This is a genomic window from Streptomyces sp. NRRL F-4489 (assembly GCF_001509485.1).
Taxonomy (GTDB): Bacteria; Actinomycetota; Actinomycetes; order Streptomycetales; family Streptomycetaceae; genus Streptomyces.
On the sequence record NZ_LLZI01000222.1, the window covers coordinates 36,645 to 56,819 of the forward strand.

The 20,175-nt window shown below is 76.0% G+C and carries 21 protein-coding genes; 10 read left to right on the top strand and 11 right to left on the bottom strand.

Annotated features, from left to right (window positions below; translation table 11 throughout):
• Complete coding sequence (locus ADL22_RS17175) at positions 1 to 3,351, bottom strand: AfsR/SARP family transcriptional regulator (RefSeq protein ID WP_066979732.1); 3,351 nt, start codon at positions 3,349 to 3,351, stop codon at positions 1 to 3.
• A gap of 101 nt (positions 3,352 to 3,452) precedes the next feature.
• Here ADL22_RS17175 and ADL22_RS17180 point away from each other — a divergent pair, with 101 nt between their 5' ends.
• On the top strand, positions 3,453 to 4,241 hold the full coding sequence (locus ADL22_RS17180) for a site-2 protease family protein (protein WP_066979735.1): 789 nt from the start codon (positions 3,453 to 3,455) through the stop codon (positions 4,239 to 4,241).
• Between the two features lie 34 nt (positions 4,242 to 4,275).
• Here ADL22_RS17180 and ADL22_RS17185 read toward each other — a convergent pair whose 3' ends face one another.
• Positions 4,276 to 4,494: a hypothetical protein gene (locus ADL22_RS17185; RefSeq protein WP_066979738.1), complete on the bottom strand. Its 219-nt coding sequence runs from the start codon at positions 4,492 to 4,494 to the stop codon at positions 4,276 to 4,278.
• A 118-nt stretch (positions 4,495 to 4,612) separates the two neighbouring features.
• Positions 4,613 to 5,362 (bottom strand): NADPH-dependent F420 reductase, encoded by a 750-nt coding sequence (npdG, locus tag ADL22_RS17190; RefSeq protein ID WP_234430736.1) that lies wholly within the window; start codon positions 5,360 to 5,362, stop codon positions 4,613 to 4,615.
• Between the two features lie 216 nt (positions 5,363 to 5,578).
• On the opposite strand from npdG, the gene ADL22_RS17195 reads away from it, so the two are divergent.
• Together ADL22_RS17195 and ADL22_RS17200 are read left to right on the top strand one after the other, a co-directional pair.
• Positions 5,579 to 6,538 (top strand): dihydrodipicolinate synthase family protein, encoded by a 960-nt coding sequence (locus ADL22_RS17195; RefSeq protein WP_066979743.1) that lies wholly within the window; start codon positions 5,579 to 5,581, stop codon positions 6,536 to 6,538.
• 116 nt (positions 6,539 to 6,654) lie between these two features.
• Positions 6,655 to 7,329 carry a hypothetical protein gene (locus ADL22_RS17200; protein ID WP_066979746.1) on the top strand — a complete coding sequence of 225 codons (675 nt, stop codon included), beginning with the start codon at positions 6,655 to 6,657 and terminating at the stop codon, positions 7,327 to 7,329.
• A 45-nt stretch (positions 7,330 to 7,374) separates the two neighbouring features.
• Here the strand turns inward: ADL22_RS17200 and ADL22_RS17205 are convergent, their stop codons facing one another.
• Positions 7,375 to 7,623, bottom strand: a complete 249-nt coding sequence (locus ADL22_RS17205) for a hypothetical protein (RefSeq protein ID WP_066979754.1) — start codon at positions 7,621 to 7,623, stop codon at positions 7,375 to 7,377.
• A 69-nt stretch (positions 7,624 to 7,692) separates the two neighbouring features.
• Between ADL22_RS17205 and map the strand changes: the two genes are divergently transcribed.
• From map to ADL22_RS17220, 3 genes are all read left to right on the top strand, one after another.
• Positions 7,693 to 8,550 (top strand): type I methionyl aminopeptidase, encoded by an 858-nt coding sequence (gene map / locus ADL22_RS17210; RefSeq protein WP_066979756.1) that lies wholly within the window; start codon positions 7,693 to 7,695, stop codon positions 8,548 to 8,550.
• Positions 8,551 to 8,660: 110 nt separating this feature from the next.
• A complete protein-coding gene (locus tag ADL22_RS17215; RefSeq protein ID WP_079064213.1) occupies positions 8,661 to 9,326 on the top strand; it encodes a heme oxygenase (biliverdin-producing) in 666 nt (221 codons plus the stop codon).
• Positions 9,327 to 9,869: 543 nt separating this feature from the next.
• Positions 9,870 to 10,856 (top strand): hypothetical protein, encoded by a 987-nt coding sequence (locus ADL22_RS17220; RefSeq protein ID WP_234430737.1) that lies wholly within the window; start codon positions 9,870 to 9,872, stop codon positions 10,854 to 10,856.
• A gap of 62 nt (positions 10,857 to 10,918) precedes the next feature.
• Here ADL22_RS17220 and ADL22_RS17225 read toward each other — a convergent pair whose 3' ends face one another.
• The gene (locus ADL22_RS17225; RefSeq protein ID WP_066979759.1) at positions 10,919 to 11,659 is read right to left on the bottom strand and encodes a bifunctional DNA primase/polymerase; all 741 of its coding nucleotides are present in this window, start codon (positions 11,657 to 11,659) and stop codon (positions 10,919 to 10,921) included.
• 140 nt (positions 11,660 to 11,799) lie between these two features.
• Positions 11,800 to 12,399: a TetR/AcrR family transcriptional regulator gene (locus ADL22_RS17230; RefSeq protein ID WP_066979762.1), complete on the bottom strand. Its 600-nt coding sequence runs from the start codon at positions 12,397 to 12,399 to the stop codon at positions 11,800 to 11,802.
• A 173-nt stretch (positions 12,400 to 12,572) separates the two neighbouring features.
• Here ADL22_RS17230 and ADL22_RS17235 point away from each other — a divergent pair, with 173 nt between their 5' ends.
• Positions 12,573 to 12,752 (top strand): DUF6243 family protein, encoded by a 180-nt coding sequence (locus ADL22_RS17235; protein WP_066979763.1) that lies wholly within the window; start codon positions 12,573 to 12,575, stop codon positions 12,750 to 12,752.
• Between the two features lie 42 nt (positions 12,753 to 12,794).
• Here the strand turns inward: ADL22_RS17235 and ADL22_RS17240 are convergent, their stop codons facing one another.
• Genes ADL22_RS17240 through ADL22_RS17250 form a run of 3 tightly spaced genes read right to left on the bottom strand, consistent with a single transcriptional unit; the run spans position 12,795 to position 16,261 of the window.
• Entirely contained in the window at positions 12,795 to 13,748 is a 954-nt protein-coding gene (locus ADL22_RS17240; RefSeq protein ID WP_066979766.1) for a small ribosomal subunit Rsm22 family protein, read from the bottom strand.
• Positions 13,749 to 13,802: 54 nt separating this feature from the next.
• Positions 13,803 to 14,891, bottom strand: a complete 1,089-nt coding sequence (locus ADL22_RS17245) for a serine hydrolase domain-containing protein (RefSeq protein WP_234430740.1) — start codon at positions 14,889 to 14,891, stop codon at positions 13,803 to 13,805.
• A 41-nt stretch (positions 14,892 to 14,932) separates the two neighbouring features.
• Positions 14,933 to 16,261: a multidrug effflux MFS transporter gene (locus ADL22_RS17250; protein ID WP_066979771.1), complete on the bottom strand. Its 1,329-nt coding sequence runs from the start codon at positions 16,259 to 16,261 to the stop codon at positions 14,933 to 14,935.
• Positions 16,262 to 16,502: 241 nt separating this feature from the next.
• On the opposite strand from ADL22_RS17250, the gene ADL22_RS17255 reads away from it, so the two are divergent.
• Positions 16,503 to 17,438, top strand: coding sequence for an SDR family oxidoreductase (locus ADL22_RS17255; protein ID WP_199836318.1), 936 nt, complete (start codon positions 16,503 to 16,505; stop codon positions 17,436 to 17,438).
• A 65-nt stretch (positions 17,439 to 17,503) separates the two neighbouring features.
• Positions 17,504 to 18,406 (top strand): PhzF family phenazine biosynthesis protein, encoded by a 903-nt coding sequence (locus tag ADL22_RS17260; protein WP_066979774.1) that lies wholly within the window; start codon positions 17,504 to 17,506, stop codon positions 18,404 to 18,406.
• Positions 18,407 to 18,487: 81 nt separating this feature from the next.
• Here the strand turns inward: ADL22_RS17260 and ADL22_RS17265 are convergent, their stop codons facing one another.
• Positions 18,488 to 18,853, bottom strand: coding sequence for a hypothetical protein (locus tag ADL22_RS17265; protein WP_066979778.1), 366 nt, complete (start codon positions 18,851 to 18,853; stop codon positions 18,488 to 18,490).
• Between the two features lie 106 nt (positions 18,854 to 18,959).
• Between ADL22_RS17265 and ADL22_RS17270 the strand changes: the two genes are divergently transcribed.
• The gene (locus ADL22_RS17270; protein ID WP_066979780.1) at positions 18,960 to 19,373 is read left to right on the top strand and encodes a hypothetical protein; all 414 of its coding nucleotides are present in this window, start codon (positions 18,960 to 18,962) and stop codon (positions 19,371 to 19,373) included.
• Positions 19,374 to 19,482: 109 nt separating this feature from the next.
• On the opposite strand, the gene ADL22_RS17275 is transcribed toward ADL22_RS17270, so the two are convergent.
• Positions 19,483 to 20,025 (bottom strand): hypothetical protein, encoded by a 543-nt coding sequence (locus tag ADL22_RS17275; protein ID WP_234430738.1) that lies wholly within the window; start codon positions 20,023 to 20,025, stop codon positions 19,483 to 19,485.
• Positions 20,026 to 20,175: the final 150 nt, after the last annotated feature.

Genomic DNA, 20,175 nt, shown 5'->3' on the forward strand with positions numbered 1-20,175 from the left:
TCAGAGGAGGGCGGCGGCCTCGTCCAGCGAGAGCCGGCCGCCCTCGGCCCGGGCCGCCTCGTAGTCCGGCCCGGCCAGCAGCTCCCGGATCGCCGCCTCGGTCCGCGTCCGGTCCTCGCGGACGATCCGCGGCGCCACCTGCGAGGGGCTCCGCAGCGCGTCGTAGGCGCCGACCAGCCGGGCCGCGTCCCGCGCGCCGGCCGCGCCGCGCACCGCCAGCAGCACCCGGGCACCGGTGAGCAGCTGCGTCACCGGCAGGTCCGGGGCGACCAGTTCGGCCAGCGGGTCGCGGGTCAGCGCCAGCGCCCGGCGCAGCCGCGGCAGCAGCTCCGGGCCGCCGGCGCCCTCGTCCACGTCCAGCGAGACCAGCGAGGCGTCCAGCAGCCCCAGGAAGAGGTCGGGGCCGCCCACCGCGAACGTCGCGCGCACCGCGAGGAGTTCGGCCCGCGCCTCCACCGTGCGGCCGGCCAGCGCCAGCCCCATGGCGAGCGTCATGCGGGTGAACGCCACCGCGTCCCGGCCGCCGGTGCGGTCCTCCGCGTCGGCCAGCACCTCCCGCAGCATCCGCTCGCCCTCGTCCGCCCGGCCGGCCTCGATCAGTACGGCGCCCAGCCGGGCCCGCAGCAGCAGCGCCTGGCCGTACGCGCCCAGCTCCTCGGCGTGCACCATCGCGGCCCGGATGTCGCGGGCCGCGCCGTCGTAGTCGCCGCGCTTCTCGGCGGTCTCGGCGCGGCCGGCCAGCGCCTCGGCGGCGCCCCAGGCGTCGCCCAGCCGCAGGAAGAGGCCCAGCGCCTCGTCGGCGTCCCGGGCGGCCCGGTCCAGCCCGCCGGGGCGGTCGTTGCGGAGCTTGCCGCGCATCTGGAGGACGTAGGCCAGCTCCCAGTCGTAGCCGAAGCGGCGGCAGGTGGCGACCGCGGCGTCGACCAGCCCGGCCAGCTCCTCCCACCGGCCGTTGATCATCGCCGCGTAGTGCCACATCACCCCGGGGACCTTGCACAGCTGCGGCATCCCGCCCCGGTAGGCGGCCATCGCCCCGGCCAGCTCCTGCTGCGTCTCGGGGCTGCGCAGCGCGTCCAGGTCGCTGTCCTGGCTGGAGAGCGCCACCAGGCGGACCTCCCGGCGCGCCTCCAGCAGCTGCGCGGGGGGCATCGGCGGGGGTGCGTCGATGGGCCGCTCGTACAGGTCGGGGGCCGGCTCGACGGGGTGGGCGAAGGGGCTGGGGCCGAGCGCGGCGGCGGCCGGGGCCCAGGTGCGGGTGTCGCCGGTGTGGTCGCGCAGCGACCAGAACCACTGAAGGGAGAGCACCAGGCACAGCGCCTCCTGCTCGTCGCCGGCGGCCACCGCGCGGCGCAGCGCGGTGCGGAGGTTGTCGTGCTCCAGCTCCAGCCGGTCGATCGCCGCGCGCTGCCCGGCGCCGCGCAGCAACGGGTCGGTGGTGCGGGCCAGTTCGCGGTAGGCGACCAGGTGGCGGCGTTCGGCGGCGGCCCGCTCGCCGGCCTCGTCCAGCCGCTCCCCGGCGTACTCGGCGACGGTCTCCAGCAGGCGGTAGCGCATCTGCCCGCCGGTGCCGGCCGGGGCGGCCACCACCAGCGATTTGTCGACCAGCGAGCCGAGCAGCCCGGCGACCTCGTACGGGGCGACGCCGGCGCCGGCGCAGACCTCCTCGGCGGCGGCCAGGTCGCAGCCGCCGGCGAAGACCGACAGCCGCCGCAGGACGGCCCGTTCGGGCTCGCCGGTGAGGTCCCAGGACCAGTCCACCACCGCGCGCAGGGTCTGCTGGCGGGGCAGCACCGTACGGCTGCCGCTGGTCAGCAGCCGGAAGCGGTCGTCGAGCCGGTCCGCGATCTGACGGGGCGTCATCATGCGGAGCCGGGCGGCGGCGAGTTCCAGGGCCAGCGGCAGACCGTCCAGCCGGCGGCAGATCTCCGCGCAGGCCGCGGCGGTCTCCGCGTCGGCATCGGTCCGGAAACCGGGGCGGGCCGCGGCCCCGCGCTCGGCGAGCAGCCGCAGCGCGACCGGCTCGGGCAGCGGTCCCACCGGGCGCACCACCTCGCCCGGTACGGCCAGCGGCTCCCGGCTGGTGGCCAGCACCGTCACGCCCGGGCAGGCGGTCAGCAGCCGCTCGGCCAACTCGGCCGCGGCGCCGATGACATGCTCGCAGTTGTCCAGCACCAGCAGCATCCGGCGGCCGGCGCAGTGCTCGGCGAGCCGGGCGTGCGGATCGCGGGCGGTGGCGTCGGTGGCGGCCCGCAGCCCGTCGGCGGTGGAGCCGCGGACCACCGTCTCGCGCGCACCGAGCGCGGTCAGCACCGCCTCCGGGACGGTCCGCGGGTCGTCCACCGGGGCCAGCTCGGCCAGCCACACGCCGTGCGGCCAGGCGTCCGGGCGGGCCGCGGCGGCGCTCTCGGCGCCCTCCTGCGACAGCCGGGTCTTGCCGGCGCCGCCCGGCCCGAGCAGCGTCACCAGCCGGTGCGCGGCCAGGTCGGCGCGGAGCGCGGCCAGATCGCGCTCCCGCCCGACGAACGAGGTGAGCCGGGCCCGGAGGTTGCCGGGCCGGGCGGGGACGGGGGCGGCGACGCGCTCCGAGTGGTCGGAGTGGTTGGCAGCGGCGTACGCGGCCGGGACCGGGGCGTCCGCCCGCAGCAGCTCCGCGTGCAGGGCGCGCAGCTCCGGCCCGGGGTCGGCGCCCAGCCGCTCGGCGAGCCCGGCGCGGATGTCCTCGTACGCGGCGAGCGCCTCCGCGGACCGGCCGGCGGCCCGCAGGGCGCGCAGCCGCAGCGCCTGGAGGGGCTCGTCCAGCGGGTGGTCCTGGCAGAGCGCGGCCAGGGTGGGCAGCGCCCGGTCGGCCCGCCCCAGGGCGAGGTCGGCGGCGAGGCGGTGGCGCTGGGCGTCCAGCCGGCGGCTCTCGGCGCGGGCCGCCTCCGCCGCGGCGTCCGGCAGATCGGCCAGGGCGGGGCCGCGCCACAGGCCCAGCGCCTCGTCCAGCAGCGCCGCGGCCCGGGCCGGCTCGGCGGCGTCCAGCGCCCGGCCGCCCTCCGCCGCGAGCCGTTCGAAGCGGTACAGGTCCACCGCGTCCGGCTCGGCGCACAGCGCGTAGCCGCCGTCGGCGGAGGCGATCGCGGCGCGGCCCAGCGCCCGGCGCAGCCGCGCGATGAGCGCCTGGAGCGCGCCGGGCGCGTCGGCCGGCGGGTCCATCCCCCAGACGTCGGCGATCAGGACGTCAGCGGGCAGCGCCCGCCCGGGCCGCAGCGCGAGCGCGGCGAGCAGGGCGCGCAGCCGGGCGCCGCCGAGCGCGACGGGGGTGCCGTCGGCCCGGCCGGCCCGGGTGGTGCCGAGAATTCCGTAGCGCACCGGCCCATTGTCCGGCACCGGCGGAACTCCCCGCGTACCGAGCGGCGTTTCCGGGTACGGGCGTATCCCGCCCCGCCGCCGACCCTGGGAGCCCCGCCGCGATGACCACCGCCCTGCCGCGCACCGACCGCCGGGTCAGCCCGGTCTTCCTGGCGCTCGTCGCCGCGCTCGCGGTCTCCGGCTGGGCCGTGTGGAGCGGCGCCCTGGCCGGGCACACCGGTGTCGCGGTGTTCCTGTTCGTGGTGTCCGGCTGGGTGGTGTCGCTGTGCCTGCACGAGTACGCGCACGCCCGCACCGCCCTGCACGCCGGGGACCGCACGGTCGGCGCGAAGGGCTATCTCACGCTCAATCCGTTCGTCTACTCGCACGCCGTGCTGAGCGTGGTGCTGCCGGTGCTGTTCCTGCTGGTGGGCGGGATCGGGCTGCCGGGCGGCGCGGTGTTCATCGAGCGCGGCCGGATCCCGGGCCGGCTGCGGCACAGCCTGGTCTCGGCGGCCGGGCCGCTGGTCAACGCGGGGTGCGCGGTGCTGGTCAGCGCGCCGTTCTGGCTGGGCGCGCTGGACGGCGCGCCGGTCGCGTTCCGCGCCGCGCTGGCGTTCCTGGCGCTGCTCCAGGTGACCGCCGCGCTCCTCAATTCCCTGCCGGTGCCGGGCCTGGACGGCTACGGCGTACTGGAGCCGTGGCTGCCGGAGGGCGTGCGGCGGCAGGTGGCGCCGTTCGCGCCGTTCGGGCTGCTGGCGGTCTTCGGACTGCTGTGGGTGCCGGAGGTGAACGACGCGTTCTTCGGGCTGGTGCGGTCCGTGCTGGCGGGGCTGGACGTCCCGGCCCTGGACAGCTACGCGGGCCAGGAGCTGTTCCGCTTCTGGCAGGGCGGCGGGGCGGGGCTGTAGCCGGGCCCGCCGGGACGTCAGGGAGAGCCGGGGATCAGCCGGAGGCGGCCGCGCGCCGCGCCTGGTCCAGCTTCGCCTTGCGGACGTAGAACCACGCCATGTTGCTGGAGATACCGGCCAGCAGCACCCAGACGATGCCGACGAAGCTGCCCTCGGCGAAGGACACCACCGCCGCGGCCACGGCGAGCACGCAGACGGCGAGGGCGAGGACGGCGAGGCGCCGGTCCGGTCCGGGCGGGGGCAGCGAGGGCATGGGGCGGACTCCTGTCGGGTCGTACGGTCCCGTCCAGTGTCCCTTATGCCCGCGGCGCCCCCGCCGCCCCCTCCCCCGCTCCGGGTGCCCGGCCCGGTCCGGCGCCGGTCGGCCCGGCTCAGACGTCGGTGACCCGCAGACCGGCGTGCGCCTTGTAGCGGCGGTTGACCGAGATCAGGTTGGCGACCAGGGACTCGACCTGGTGGGCGTTGCGCAGCCGGCCCGCGAAGACCCCGCGCATCCCGGGGATGCGGGCGGTCAGCGCCTGGACGAGGTCGGTGTCCGCGCGGCGCTCGCCGAGCACCATCACATCGGTGTCGATCTCGGCGACCTCCGGGTCCTGGAGCAGGACGGCGGAGAGGTGGTGGAAGGCGGCGGTGACCCGGGACTCCGGCAGCAGCGCGGCGGCCTGCTCGGCGGCGCTGCCCTCCTCCGGCTTCAGCGCGTAGGCGCCCTTCTTGTCGAAGCCGAGCGGGTTGACGCAGTCGATGACGAGCTTGCCGGCCAGCTCCTCGCGCAGCGCCTGGAGGGTCTTGGCGTGGCCCTCCCACGGCACCGCGACGATCACCGCGTCGCTGCGGCGGGCGCACTCGGCGTTGTCGGCGCCCTCGACGCCCAGGCCCAGTTCGGCGGCGGCGGCCTGCGCCCGCTCCTCGGCGCGGGAGCCGATGATCACCTTGTGGCCGGCCCGGGCGAACCGGTAGGCCAGCCCGCGGCCCTGGTCGCCGGTGCCGCCGAGGACGCCGATCACCAGAGCGGAGACGTCGGGGAGGTCCCAGGGGTCCCGGGCGGCCGGCTTGGCGGCGGCGTCGGCCGGGGCGGCCGGCGGGGTCACGGGCGGGGTCGCAGCAGCGTCGGAAGTAGTCATGACAGCGATACTGTCACGCCCCGCTCCGGGGCCCGCGGCGCGGTCGTCCCGGGACACCGCCGCCGTGCGGAGCCGCCCCGCCCGCGCCCCCGCCCCGTTCGGCCCCACCGGGCCCCGGAATCCTTGACCCGCCACCCGCGCACATGCCTATGGTGACCGCGCTACCGGAGATCACCTGCCGGATTTCCCCAGCTCAGAGCCGCCCTTGGAGGCCCCGTGGCGCTCGCCGCCCCGCTGCACGGCGTCATCCCCCCGGTCTGCACCCCGCTCGACCCGCACGGCGAGGTGGACACCGCCTCGCTGACCCGCCTGGTCTGCCGGCTCCTCGACGCCGGCGTCCACGGCCTGGTGGCCCTCGGTTCGACCGGCGAGGCCGCGTACCTGACGAACCATCAGCGGGCGACCGCGCTGGAGACGGTGGTCACCGCCGCCGCCGGCCGGGTCCCGGTGCTGGCCGGCGTCCTGGACACCACCACCGCCCGCGTCCTGGAGCACGCCCGCAGCGCCGCCGCGCTCGGCGCCGACGCCCTGGTCGCCACCGCCCCCTTCTGCACCCGCCCGCACCCCCGCGAGACCGCCGCCCACTTCCGCCATCTGCGCACCGCCACCGGCCTGCCGCTGATCGCGTACGACATCCCGGCCGCCGTCCACAGCAAGCTGGCGCCCTCGCTGCTCCGCGAACTGGCCGAGGACGGCACGCTCTCCGGCGTCGCGGACGCCAGCGGCGACGACGGGTCGCTGCGCCGGCTGCTGGTCGCCCTCGGCGGCCGCACCGGCCGGAGCACCGGCCCGGCCCCCGGCTTCGCCGTCCTCGCCGGCTCCGAGCTGACCGCCGACGCGGCCCTGCTGGCGGGCGCGGACGGTATCGCCCCCGGCCTCGGCAACGTCGATCCGGCGGCCTACGTCCGGCTGTACGAGGCCGCGCGGACCGGCGACTGGCCCCGGGCCGCCGCCGAACAGGAACGGCTCGTCGCCCTGTACGCCCTGACCGGCACCGGCCCGGAGGCCGATACGGGCCGCGGCTCCGCCGCCCTCGGCGGCTTCAAGGCCGCGCTGGAACTGCTCGGCGTGATCACCCGCCGGGACACCGCCGCCCCGCAGATCCCGCTCGGCGACGAGGCGGTCGCGGAAGTGGCCCGCCGACTCACGGACGCCGGCCTGCGCCCGTCCTCCTGACCGCGCCCCTCGGGCCGTCCCCTGACCGCGCCCGGCGCATCCCGGGGCCGCCCGAACGGGTGACGCCCGGCCCGCCCGGCCCCGCGCGCCCCGCCGGTGCGGCAGCATGCCGCGCCATGGATGCCGTACGCGTCGCCCTGCTGCGTGAAGTCCTCGACGGGACGGAGTGGATCGAGGCCACCCGCCGCTTCGCCGGTTCGCTGCGGACCGCCGTCACCCCGCACGGCGGCGGTCTGCTGCTGGTCGGCACCCCCGGCTACGAGCCCTGGCACCTGGCCGCCCACCTGGACGACGAGGCCGCCTGGTCGGGCCTGCCGGAACTGTCGCCGACCCTGGTCCGGCACCGGGTGCCCGGCACCGCGCCCGCGCACCTCGCGGTCGGCCTGGGCCGGCTCGCGGCGGCCGGACGCGGGGCGACGCTGCTGGTCGTCCCCCGGGAGGCCCCGGACGCCGGCCTCCTGGACCGCGTCCACGACCCCCGCCGCAACGGCGCCACCGTCCTCGCCCTCGACTCCGGCGACCACGACCTGCACACCCTGGCCCACGACGCCCTGACCACCGCACCACCCCGGCCGGAAACCGCGGCCACCCCCGGGCCGCGGACGGGCCGGAAAGCCCCGGACACCCCCGCCCTCGACCCCGCCCCCGCCCTCGACCTGGACACCGCCCAGCACCTCGTCAGCGCCGCCGCCGGCGAGAACACCCACCCCACCTCCCGCCGCGGCCGCCTCCGCGACCGCCTGGCCCGCCTCGCCGAATCCCTGGCCGCCCCACCACCCCCGCGCTGGTGACCGGCCCAGGACGCTTCCGGCGGACCGCCGACGAGGAAGAGCGACCTACCCGGCGTCCCCGCCGTCCGCCCCCCGGCCGCCGCCCTTCCCCATGTCATGCCACTTGGGGTCGGTCTCCCACTGAAGATTCCGCTCCCGGGCGGTCTCCATCGCGTGCGCCGCCTCTTCCCGGGACGCGTACGGGCCGAAACGATCGGCGGCCCGGCACTCGGGGCCCTCCTCGACCGTCTGATGCTTCAGGCAGTAGAACCACTCGCCCGGCTTGCCCACCGTCCGCCGCTTGAACAGCGCCATCGCCGCCTCCCGCCTGAGGTGTTTCCGTGCCCCCATCCTGCCCGACGGCCCGCGGATACACTCGCTGGCATGTCTGGCCAGTCGCTTCTTGTCCCGGGAGACATCTCCCCCACCCGCCCCGTCCCCGCCTCGATCCCGCGCCCCGAGTACGTCGGCAAGGCCGCGCCCACCCCGTACACCGGGCCCGAGGTGCAGGACGCCGAAACGATCGAGAAGATGCGGATCGCCGGGCGGATCGCCGCCCAGGCGATGGAAGAGGCCGCCAAGCACATCGCGCCCGGCGTGACCACCGACGAACTGGACCGCGTCGCCCACGAGTTCATGTGCGACCACGGTGCCTACCCGTCCACGCTCGGTTACCGCGGCTTCCCCAAGTCCCTGTGCTCCTCGGTCAACGAGGTCATCTGCCACGGCATCCCGGACTCCACCGTCCTCAAGGACGGCGACATCGTGAACCTCGACGTCACCGCCTACATCAACGGTGTGCACGGCGACAACAACGCCACGTACCTGTGCGGCGAGGTGGACGAGGAGTCCCGGCTCCTGGTGGAGCGCACCCGGGAGGCGCTCAACCGCGCGATCAAGGCCGTCAAGCCGGGCCGCCAGATCAACATCATCGGCCGGGTCATCGAGTCCTACGCCAAGCGCTTCGGCTACGGAGTCGTCCGCGACTTCACCGGCCACGGCATCAACTCCTCCTTCCACTCCGGCCTGATCGTCCCGCACTACGACAGCCCGCACCACACCACCGACATCAAGCCCGGCATGACCTTCACCATCGAGCCGATGCTGACGCTGGGCACGTACGAGTACGACATGTGGGAGGACGGCTGGACGGTGGTCACCAAGGACCGCAAGCGGACCGCCCAGTTCGAGCACACCCTGGTGGTGACCGAGACCGGCGCGGAGATCCTCACGCTCCCCTGACCGGGACGTCCCGCGCGGAGGTTTTACCGACACCGTGTCGGGAACAGGACGAGCAGGCCCCGCCGCCCGGCGGGGCGGCCCTGGCCTGTTCCCGCCACCGGAGGTCCGCCGTGACAGCGTCCCGCCCGCCCGCGCCGTTCTCCACGGCCCTCCGCACGGCCACCCACGACCAGCACACCGAGGCCGAGAACGCCCCCTTCATGAGCCACCTCCTGGGCGGCCGGCTCGGCGTCGCCGCCTACCGCCGCTATACGGAACAGCTCTGGTACGTCTACCGCGCCCTGGAGGACGTCCCCGCATCCCTGGCCGCCGACCCGGTCGCCGGCCCCTTCCTCCGCCCGGAGCTGCTCCGCACCCCCGAGCTGGAGCGCGACCTCACCCACCTCTCCGGCCCCGCCTGGCGCACCGGCCTCACCCCGCTCCCGGCCACCGCCGCCTACGCCGCCCGCATCGCCGCCTGCGCCCGCGACTGGCCGGCCGGCTACGTCGCCCACCACTACACCCGCTACCTCGGCGACCTCTCCGGCGGCCAGGCCATCCGCGGCACCGCCGAGAAGACCTGGGGCTTCGCCCGCAAGGGCGACGGCGTCCGCTTCTACGTCTTCGAGCAGATAGCCAACCCCGCCGCCTTCAAGCGCGCCTACCGCGCCCTCCTGGACGCCCTCCCCCTCAACGACCTGGAAAAACACCGCGTCCTGGACGAATGCCGCCACGCCTTCACCCTCAACACCGCCGTCTTCCACGCCCTCCACCACGAATTCCCGCTGACCGCATAGCCCCCGCCGCACACCCCTGGCCCGCGAGACGACCACCCGCACCGAACACCTCACCAACCTCCCCCACAAAATGGGCAGTTGGGGCGACGACCCGTTTCCGCGACAGCGGACGACCCATGCACCCGTGGGGACGAGACCACGTAGACAACCGGACCCCGGCCGAGACGGCGGGCCAGCCGCCAACCGGGCCGGGGCGGAGGGGATGTCCCGGACCCCGCCCGCAGGATCTGGAGCGAACCGCGGGGTATTCGTCATCGCACGTACCAGATGCGCCCGCACCGAGGACGGGGTCCGGGGCAGCCCCTCCGCCCCCCACCCACCCCGCGTAGGCGCGGCCACCGCAACCAACCACGGCGCGACACAAAACAACATGGGGCGGCCACAAACAAACCCAACCGCCGGCACGGCGAGCAACCACCACCCGACAGGGTCCGGCGGAATCACAACAAACCCCCGCCCCCACGTGGGCAGCACCCCCCACCCGGTATGGTTGCGGCCGAAATCACGCCCCCACCCCGGCCGCCCCGAAGGAGCCCGAGCCCCATGACACGCAGGTCGCCGTTCCGGGTGCCCGCAACGCTTGTGTCGGCAGCCGCCGCGCTGGTGATACTGAGCGGCTGCATGACGGTGCACGGCGAGCGCGAGATCCTGCCGGCGGTGTCGAAGACCTCTGCCGCCAAGGCGCTCCAGCACTTCACCGAGGGCTTCAACAAGTCGAACCGCACGCTCGACCCGTCGGTCAACCCCTCGTACGAGGGGGGCGCGCTGCTGGCCATCAACCAGGCGGAGATCAAGGCCGCGCACGGCCTCCGCCCGGACGGGAACCCGGGCTTCGCCCCGCTGGCGTTCACCGACACCCACTTCACCGTGCCCAAGCAGAAGGGCTGGCCGCGGTTCTTCGTCGCGGACGGGCTCTCCAACCGCAAGGGGCGCGACGGCCGGAACATCCGCTGGTACCTGGTCTTCAGCCGGGACAGCCTGCGCGAGAAGTGGCGGGCGGTGTATCTGGCGACGTTCCCGCAGAACAAGGCGCCCGAGCTGAAGATCACCGGCGGCTACGCCGAGGCGGTGCCGGTGGACGGCTCGTCGGGGCTGACGGTCGATCCGGGCAAGCTGAGCGAGGCGTACGCGGACTACCTCAACACCGGTAAGGGCGACGCGTTCGCGCCCGGCCCGGAGACCGACAAGCTGCGCGCCTGGCGGGCCGGCCAGGCCAACCAGCCGGGCGCGCGGATCCTGTGGCAGGACCAGGCGTCCGAGCTGCCGCCGGTGGCGCTGCGGACCGCGGACGGCGGGGCGCTGGTGTTCTTCTCGACCGTCTACCACCAGCAGAAGACGGTGTCCAAGGGCCTGACGATCACCGTGCCGCCGGAGCTGCGCGGGATCGTGGAGGGCCCGGCGGCGAAGGCCAGCCGGATGGCGTTCACGACCGTGTCGGGCCAGGCGGTCATCGTCCCGGCGAAGAGCACCGGCGGCAAGATCACCGTACTGGACCGCATCGAGGCCAAGACGTCGGCGAAGGCGCTGTAGCCCAGAAGGCGTTGCAGCCCACCGGCCGGGCCCGTCACCCCACGGGCCCGGCCCCGGCTCCGTCAGCGCCCGATCGGCCAGGCCGCCGTCTCGTGCTCCGCCTCGCGGTCGATGACCTCGGCGCAGGCGTCGGTGAGCGTCTCCAGCAGCGTCAGCGGGTCGGGCAGCGCGAGCTCGGGGCCGCGCAGCCAGCTGACCGCGGGCTGGTCACCGGGGAGGGCGGACGGCGGCAGGAGGACGTAGCTGCCGCGGCAGTGCCAGCGGAAGCCGGGGTGCTCGTCGAGGGTCTCCGGATGGCAGTCCAGCTCGCAGGGCCACCACTCGTCCTCGTCGTCGGGCGTACCGCGGGTGGCGGTGAAGAAGAGCATCCGGCCGTCGCCGAAGCCGGCGCCGCTGAGGCTGACCGGGCCGACGTCCGTACCGGCCGCGTCCAGCCGGGCGAGGGCGCGGTGGCCGGCCTCCACGGGGACGTCGAGGACGTCGTGGGCCATACCGGTGGCGGTGATGAAGTTGGCCTGCGGGAGGGTGCGGACCCAGGCGGCGACCTTGTCGCGGTCGGTGGTGGCGACGGTCTGCCAGCCGAAGGAGATGGGGTGGCGGCCGGGGGTGGGACAGCCGATGCGTTCGCAGGAGCAGCCGTAGCCGGAGGGGTGGGCGGCGGGGGCGACCGGGAAGCCCGCGTCCACCGCCGCCATCAGCAGGTCCGCACGGCCGCGACCGGCCGCTGATCCCGTGTCCGTATCGCCGCCCGATCCGCTCCTCGGCCGGCGCAGCCACTGGGAGAACCTGCTCTTGCGTTCCATCAATCCCCTCACTTCGAGCGGTGGTCTGGGGTCAATGCTGCCACCATCGCGGGCGCCAGGTGACCGGTGTGCGGATCCGGGGTGAACGCGCGGCGGGCGAAGGGGGGCATTTCACGCCATCGCCGCCCCGCCGCCCCGGCTCAGGCGCGCGGGCGCAGACCGCTGAGTACCTGGTCGACGAGGGTGTCGACGTACTCGTGGGTCAGTTCCCCGGTGCGCATCAGCCAGCGCTGTGAGAAGGGACTCAGCAGCATCTCGGTGGCGATCCGGACGTCGATGCCGGGGTCCAGCTCGCCGGTTTCCTGGGCGGCGCGCAGCCGCTCGGTGTAGAGGCGGGTACCCGGCTCCATGAGGCGGTCGACGAAGGTGCGGGACAGCTCCTCGTCGTTGGCACCGGCCGCCGCGAGGGCGCGGTAGGGGGCCTGCCAGGCGGCGTCGTTGAACTCGTCGGCGGTGGCGCGCAGGACGGTCTTGAGGTCGGCGGCGATATCGCCGGTGTCCGGGATCCCCTGCCGGTCGTACTCCTCGGTGACGGCGAGGAAGGCGTCCAGGAGGACGGCGGCCTTGGAGGGCCACCAGCGGTAGATGGTCTGCTTGCCGACGCCGGCGCGGGCGGCGATGCCCTCGATGGTCAGTTTCTCGTAGCCGACCTCGCCGACGAGGGTGAGGGCGGCGTCGAGGATGGCGCGCCGGGAGCGTTCGCTGCGGCGGGTGGCGTCGGGGGCGGTTTTGTTCGGCATGGCGAGGAGTCTAGTCAGCGGGAGGCGAGACGTATCGTCTTGACGAGACGGAACGTCTCGGTGCAGGATGGCGGCGAATGAGCGAGACGGTTCGTCTCGTTCAGGCCCGCGGGCCTGGGTTGTGTGCCGGGGCCCGCGCGGTCGTCCACCGGTCGCGGAGAGAGGGAGAGGCCATGAGCAAGGGCAATGCGGGCGGGATGCTGGGCGTCGGCGGCACCCGGAGCAAGCTGTCGCGGGGTGCGCTGCGCGGCGGCGCGAACGGCCGCGGGCGGGGCGCGCCGGGCGCCGGCGACCCCCAGGAGCAGCGGCGGGAGCTGCTGCGCAAGATGCGGGAGCGGAGCAGCGGGACGTGACGGAGTGCCCGGCGGCCGGCGATCAGGCCGCCGGGCTCGCGGTCACTCCGGCCAGGCGTCGCCCCAGGCCGCGTCGCGGGCCGCGCGGTAGGCCGTGCCGTGCCGCTTGGTGACGGTGTCGCGCCGCAGCCCCTCGTCCGCGGTGCACAGGTCCAGCAGCACCTGCCCCTTGCGGATCTGCGGTTTGCGGACGACCCGGGCGGCGGCCGGCGCGGCCGGGCGGCGGGTGGCCGCGACATAGCTGAACTTCTCGTCCTCGTACGCCAGCGAGCCGCCCTTGACCTGGCGGTGCAGCGAGGAGCGGCTGACCCGGGCGGAGAAGTGGCACCAGTCCTCGCCGGGGACGATCGGGCAGGCGGCGCCGTGCGGGCAGGGGGCGGCGATCCGCAGTCCGGCGGCGGCCAGTTGCTCGCGGGCCTCGCGGATCCGCAGATAGCCCTCCGGGGTGCCCGGTTCGATCACCACGACGGCCTCGGCGGCGGCCGCGGCGGCGACCACCGCGCGGCGGTCCTCCGGCCGCAGCTCGCCGAGCACGTACGAGATCGTGACGAGGTCGGTGCCCTCGGGGACGGTGAGGTCCGCTCCGATGGCCTGGCGGCGCCAGATGGTGTCCGGCAGGGTCTCGGCGGCCAGTTCGCGGCCGAGGTCGAGGGCGGGCTGCGCCCAGTCCAGGACGGTGCTGCGCGGGCCGTCCCAGGTGGCGGCGGTGGCCCAGGTGGCCGCGCCGGTGCCGCCGCCGATGTCGAGGTGGGTGGCCGGGGACCAGTCGGGGACCCGGGCGGCGAACGCGGTCAGCGCGGCCCGTACCGCCTCGAAGGTGGCCGGCATCCGGTAGGCCGCGTACGCCGCGACGTCGCCGCGGTCGCGGAGGACGGGCGCGTCGGTCGGGGTGCGGCCCCGGTAGTTGGCGATCAGCCGCTCGACGGCCTGCGCGGCCTGCTTGGGCGGCAGGCCGTCGAGCAGGCCGGCCAGGGCGGCGCGCAGTTCGTCGTGCATTCCGGACAGTTTACGGGGCGCCGCGCGGGCCCGGGCCGGGCGGTCGGGCGGCGGTCAGGCGGCGGCCACCGCGCGGGCCAGGCAGGTCGCGGCCGCCGCCCGCGGCGCGCTGCCGCCGTCCCGGCGCACCGGGTGGACGGTGGTGGCGAGCAGCACCAGGAAGGTGTCGGTGGCGCGGTCCAGGACCAGGCTGGTGCCGGTGAAGCCGGCGTGCCCGGCCGCGCCCCGGCCGGCCAGCTCCCCCATGAAATACCGCTGGTCCACGGCGAATCCGAGCCCGGGCGGGTCCAGCAGCGCGGCCACCGACGCCGGTTCGAGGATCCGGACGCGGCCGTACGCGCCGCCGTTGAGCAGCGTCCGGCACAGCACGGCGAGGTCCTGGGCGGTGGAGAACAGGCCCGCGTGCCCGGCGACGCCGCCCAGCGCCCAGGCGTTCTCGTCGTGGACCTCACCGCGCAGCATCCCCCGGTCCGCCTTCGCCCACGGCCGCCGCTGGTCCTCGGTGGCGGCCACGCCCTGCGGCGCCAGCGGGCCGTACGCGGTGCTCGCCATGCCCAGCGGGCCGGTGACGCCGTCGCGGACCAGGGCGTCCAGGCGGCGGCCGGTGAGCCGTTCCAGGATCAGCTGGAGGGCGATGAGGTTGAGGTCGGAGTAGCGGTACGCGCCGTGCGGGCCGCCGGTCGGGGCGGCCGCCTCGGCCCGCAGCAGCGCCAGCTGCCCGGCGCGGTCCGGACGCTCGTAGAAGGGCAGCTCGGGGGCGAGGCCGGAGGTGTGCCGGAGCAGATCGCGGACGGTGATCGCGGGGGCGAAGGCGGGCAGGTGGGCGGCGGCCGGGGCGTCCAGGTCGAGCCGGCCGCGCTCGGCCTGCTGGACGGCGGCCAGCGCGGTGAAGAGCTTGCTGACCGAGGCGAGGTCGAAGACCGTGCCGACCCGCATCGGCTCCCAGCGGTCGCGGGGCAGGTCCACGCCCCGGTCGCGGGCGGGGTCGTAGGCGCGGTAGCGGACCGCCCAGCCGGCCGCGGCCTCCGCGGCGACGACCGGGCCCCGGCCGGCCAGTACCACCGCGCCCGCGCACCAGGGACGGCGGCCCTCCGGGAGCGCCCGGACACCGCTGACCAGCCGGCCGATCCAGGCGGGGTCCAGTCCCGCCGCGGCCGGTGTGCCGGGCCGTAGTCCCGTCGCGTTCAGAGTGCCGTCCTCCCGCCGCCGGTGTGCTCCTCCTTACGCTGCCACGGCCGGCACAGTCCGAGGAAGCTCACGAGCGCCAGAACGGCGCAGGAGAGCTGGACGACGGCCATCGGGACGGCCGTCCGCTCGCCCGCGATGCCGACCAGCGGGGAGGCCACCGCGCCGAGCAGGAAGGTGGAGGTGCCCAGCAGCGCGGAGGCGGAGCCGGCCGCGTGCGGGGTGCGCAGCAGCGCCAGGGTGTTGGTGCTCGGCATGACCAGGCCCATCGCGGACATCAGGACGAACAGCCCGGCGGCGACCGGCACCAGCCCGGTCGTGCCGAAGACCCCGGACGACATCAGCAGCAGCGCCGCCGCGGCCAGCGCGACGAGCACCAGGCCGGCGCCCAGCACCTTGTCCAGGGCGACCCGGCCGACCAGCAGTTTGCCGTTGACCTGCCCGACCAGGACCAGGCCGATGGAGTTCAGGCCGAAGAGCAGGCTGAAGGTCTGCGGGGAGGCGCCGTAGATCTCCTGGACGACGAACGGCGAGGCGGAGATGTAGGCGAACAGCGCGGCGAAGGCGAACGCGCCGACCAGGAGGTAGCCGGAGAAGACCCGGTCGGCGAGGAGGTCGCGCATGGTGCGCAGGGCCGGGCCGAGGCCGCCGGGCTGCCGGCGGGCGGGCGGCAGGGTCTCGTGCAGCCGCCGCCACACCAGGCCGGTGAGCAGCAGGCCGACGACGGTCAGCACGACGAACACGCCGCGCCAGTCGGTGATCCGCAGGATCTGGCCGCCGATCAGCGGCGCGACCACCGGCGCCACCCCGGAGATCAGCATCAGGGTCGCGAAGAAGCGGGCCATGGCCACACCGTCGTAGAGGTCCCGGACGACCGCCCGCGCGATGACGATGCCGGCCGCGCCCGCCAGGCCCTGGAGGAGCCGGAAGGCGATGAGGACCTCGGCGTTGGTGGCGACCGCGCACAGGGCGGTGGCCAGGACGTAGATCACCATGCCGGTGAGCAGCGGGCGGCGGCGCCCCCACTTGTCGCTCATCGGGCCCACCACCATCTGGCCCAGGGCCATCCCGGCCAGGCAGGTGGTGAGGGTGAGCTGCACGGTGGCGGCGGGGCTGTGCAGGGCGGCGGTGACCTGCGGCAGGGCCGGCAGGTACATGTCCATGGAGAGCGGCGGGACCGCGGTGAGGCCGCCGAGGACGAGGGTGACGAGGAGGCTGGTGCGGCGGGAGCCGGTGGCGGCCGCGGCGGGGCCGGCGGCGTCCCGCCCGGATATGGCGGGCCGGCCCGGTTCGTCCCGGGTCTCCGCGGCGGCGCCGGACTCTGTCATGAGCGTCTCCAGGGGTCGGTGATGGCGGCATCCCATGGTGGCATGGCCCGGTCACCGCGCGGGGCCGTCCGGCCTCGGTCCTTGGTCGTACGCCCGCAGGTCACGGGCGGTCCGGGGACGGCCTACGACCCGGGCCCCGCCGGGCCGCCCCGCCCCGCCAACTCCCGCCCGCCGCGCGGCCGCCGGCCGCCCCGCCCGGTGCGCGCCCGGCTCCGCTCCCGTACGCCGTTACGCTGCCGCCATGGCACAGAACACAGAGCGGGCAGGGACGGCACAGCCGGCGCCGGAGGCACGGGCCGGGCAGGTGGGCGGGACGGCGACCGCGAACCGGCCGACGCTGCCGGCGCCCGCCGCCCGGGGCGGGCACACCCCGCGCACCGCCCCGGCGCCCCAGGAGGCCCGGGGCGGCGGCCCGGCGGGCCGGAAGGTGGCGCTCGTGACCGGCGCGGGCTCGGGGATCGGGCGGGCGGTCGCGCTGGCGCTGGCCGCCGCCAACTGGACGGTGGTCCTGGCCGGCCGGCGCGCCGAGGCCCTGGAGGAGACCGCCCGCCAGGTCGGCCACACGGGCGCCGAGGGCCCCGCCGTGCTGCCGGTGCCCACCGATGTCACCCGCCCCGAGCAGGTGGACGCCCTCTTCGCCGCGGTCCGCGACCGCTTCGGCCGGCTGGACCTGCTCTTCAACAACGCCGGCGCGTTCGGCCCGCCGGTCCCCGTCGAGGAGCTGGCGTACGAGGACTGGCGGGCGGTGGTCGACGTCAACCTCAACGGCGCCTTCCTGTGCGCGCGGGCGGCGTTCCGGACGATGAAGGAGCAGGACCCGCAGGGCGGCCGGATCATCAACAACGGCTCCATCTCCGCGCACGTCCCCCGGCCGCACTCGATCGCGTACACCGCCACCAAGCACGCGATGACCGGGCTCACCAAGTCCCTGTCCCTGGACGGCCGTCCGTACCGCATCGCCTGCGGCCAGATCGACATCGGCAACGCCGCCACCGAGATGACCGGCCGGATGCAGAAGGGCGTCCTCCAGGCCAGCGGCCGGGTCGAGGCGGAACCGGTGATGGACGCGGCCGACGTGGCCCGTACGGTCGTGCACATGGCGGCGCTCCCCTTGGAGGCCAACGTCCAGTTCGCCACCGTGATGGCGACCGCCATGCCGTACATCGGCCGGGGCTGAAGCACTTTTGATCATTTCCCCGCCGCCCGGGAATAGCCGGGCGGCGGCCGGTGGTTCTCCCGGCCATGACACTCGACACCGCCGCCGAGGGCGCCACCCGCACGCCCGAGATCCTCCGCTACACCGCGTTCTCCGCCGACCCCCGGGGCGGCAATCCCGCCGGTGTGGTCCTGGACGCGACCGGTCTGGACGACGCCGCGCAGCTCGCCATCGCGGCCGAACTGGGCTATTCCGAGACGGCGTTCCTCACCCCGCCGCCGGAGGGACTGGGCGAGCCCGGCCGGGCGTTCACCGTCCGGTATTTCAGCCCGCTGGCCGAGGTGCCCTTCTGCGGCCACGCCACGATCGCCACCGCGGTCGCCCTCGCCGAGCGCCACGGCCCCGGCGACCTGGTCTTCGCCACGCAGGCCGGGACGGTCCCGGTGACCGTCGCCCGGGAGGACGGCGCCCTGCGGGCCACGCTGACCAGCGTCGAACCGCGCGTCGAGACGATCGACCCGGCCGATCTGGACGAGGCACTGGCCGCCCTGGACTGGCCCGCCGCCGATCTGGACCCGGCCCTGCCGCCCCGGATCGCCTACGCCGGCGCCCGCCATCTGGTGCTCGGCGCCGCCACCCGCGAGCGCCTGGCCAAGCTCGACTACGACTTCGACCGGCTGGCCGCGCTGATGCGGCGACTGGACCTGACGACCCTTCAGCTGGTGTGGCGGGAGAGCGGGACGGTCTTCCACGTCCGGGACCCGTTCCCGGTGGGCGGGGTGGTGGAGGACCCGGCGACGGGAGCCGCGGCCGCCGCGTTCGGCGGGTACGCCCGCGCGCTCGGCCTGGTCACCGCCCCGGCCTCGCTCACCCTCCACCAGGGCCACGACCTCGGCCGCCCGGGGCTGCTGACCGTCGACCTGCGCGCCGGCGACCCGCGTTCGCACGTCAGCGGGACGGCCGCGCGGATCACGGAGGCGGATGGCTGAGGCGGGGGTTACGGGCCCTGTAGTGCGCGGCCGGTGGCGCGGGCCGGTGCGCGGTCGCCCGCGGCCCGGCCCGGCGGCGCGTCAGCCGGCCGCCGGGACCGCGCACTCCCGGTCCCCCGGCTCGCACGGCGCCACGCTCCCGCCGTGCGCCGCGCCGCCGACCGGTCCGACGGTCACCCCGCCCTCCCGCGGGCCCGCCCCGAAGGTGTCGTCCCGCCACCCGAGCAGCGCCGACGCCACCACCGCGATCAGCACCAGCACCAGGAACAGCAGCAACGGCCGGGCGCGGACGGCGAGTTGGCGCACCCGCCCGGGGGTCCGCCGGCCGGGCCCGCGGTACGCCCCGCGCGGCCCCGCGCCCGCCGCCGTCCCCGGCGCGCGGCGCAGCCCCAGCGCCCGCGCGATCCGTCTCTTCCAATACACCAGCCGGTAGTAGTGCTTCAGCACCGCGGCGCCCCCTTGTGCGACTGCCCGGGAAAGCACGAGAGTACTGCCCGCCGGGCCGCGCGGCTCGTGGCGTATCCTGCGACGCCCGTCACCGAGGGGGTCCGCCATGCGCCTCGCCGCCGCCACCGTCCTGCTCGCCGCGCTGCTCGTACCGGCCGCGGGCACCGCCGCGCACACCGCGCCGCACACCGAGTCCGCGATCGCCGCCGCCGGGCGCGGCGGATCCTCTGGCCACTCGGGCGGCCACAGCTCGGGCCACTCCGGCAGCCACACCTCGGGCGGATCCGGAAGCCACAGCTCCGGCGGTTCCGGTGAATCCGGCGGCTACGACTCGCCCTACACCCGGCCCGGCCGGATCGACTTCGTCACCGACGACAGCGGCCCGCTCGGCGCCGGCCCCTGGTGGCTGCGGCTGCTGAAGGGGATCGGCTACGCGGCCGGTGCCGTGATCCTCGTCGGCGGCGTGGTGCTGGGCGGCCGGCGCCTGACCGCCGCCCGCAAACGCCGGGCCGGCCTCTAGGCCGCGCCCGGCGGGACCCTCGGCATCCCGCCGCACACGGCAGCGGCCCCCTCCAACCCCCTGAGCAGGCGGGGGCGGAACGGGGCCGCCGGCGAAAGCGCGCAAAAAATCAGGACAGCAGGCCCTTGGCGGGCACCGCCTCCGTGGACAGCCCGTTGGCGGGGAGCGCGGTGGTCAGCCCCTTGGCCGGCAGCGCACCGGACACGCCCTGGGTCGGCAGGGCGTCCGTCGACAGCTGGCCGGCCGGCAGCCCCTTGGCCGGCAGTCCGCCGAGCAGCGCGCCGCCGCCGTTCGCCGCCGCCGCGGTGCCGCCGAGCGCTTCCCCGGCCGCGCCGGCCCCGGTGCCGACCGTACCGGCAGCCGCGCCCACGGTCTCCGCCGCCGGCGGCGCCGCCTTCTGCGCGGCCCGGCCGAGCGCGGTGCCCGCCGCGGGCACCACCTCGCCGGCGGCCTTGCCCTCGACGGCGCCCGCGACCTGCGTCGCCTGCTGCGCGGCGCCCGGCACCGCGCCGCCCAGGGCGCTGCCCGGGTCCACGTCGGTCAGCCCGGCCGGGTCGGGGATCTTCGGTCCGTCGGCGGCGTGGGCTGCGGCAGCCGGTCCCAGCGCCATCGCGGCCGCGGCCATGCCCACTGCCGTCAGAACTCGTCGCATCAAAAGCTCCTCGGTGAAAGGGAGATCTGTTTGTGTGATGAGAACGATGAGCTGCGCGACGGGACACGCCCGGCCGTGTCACCGACCGGGCGTGCGAAGGGTTGTGCGGGGCGGCCGGTACGCCGGGGAAGCGGCGTACCGGCCGGGGGG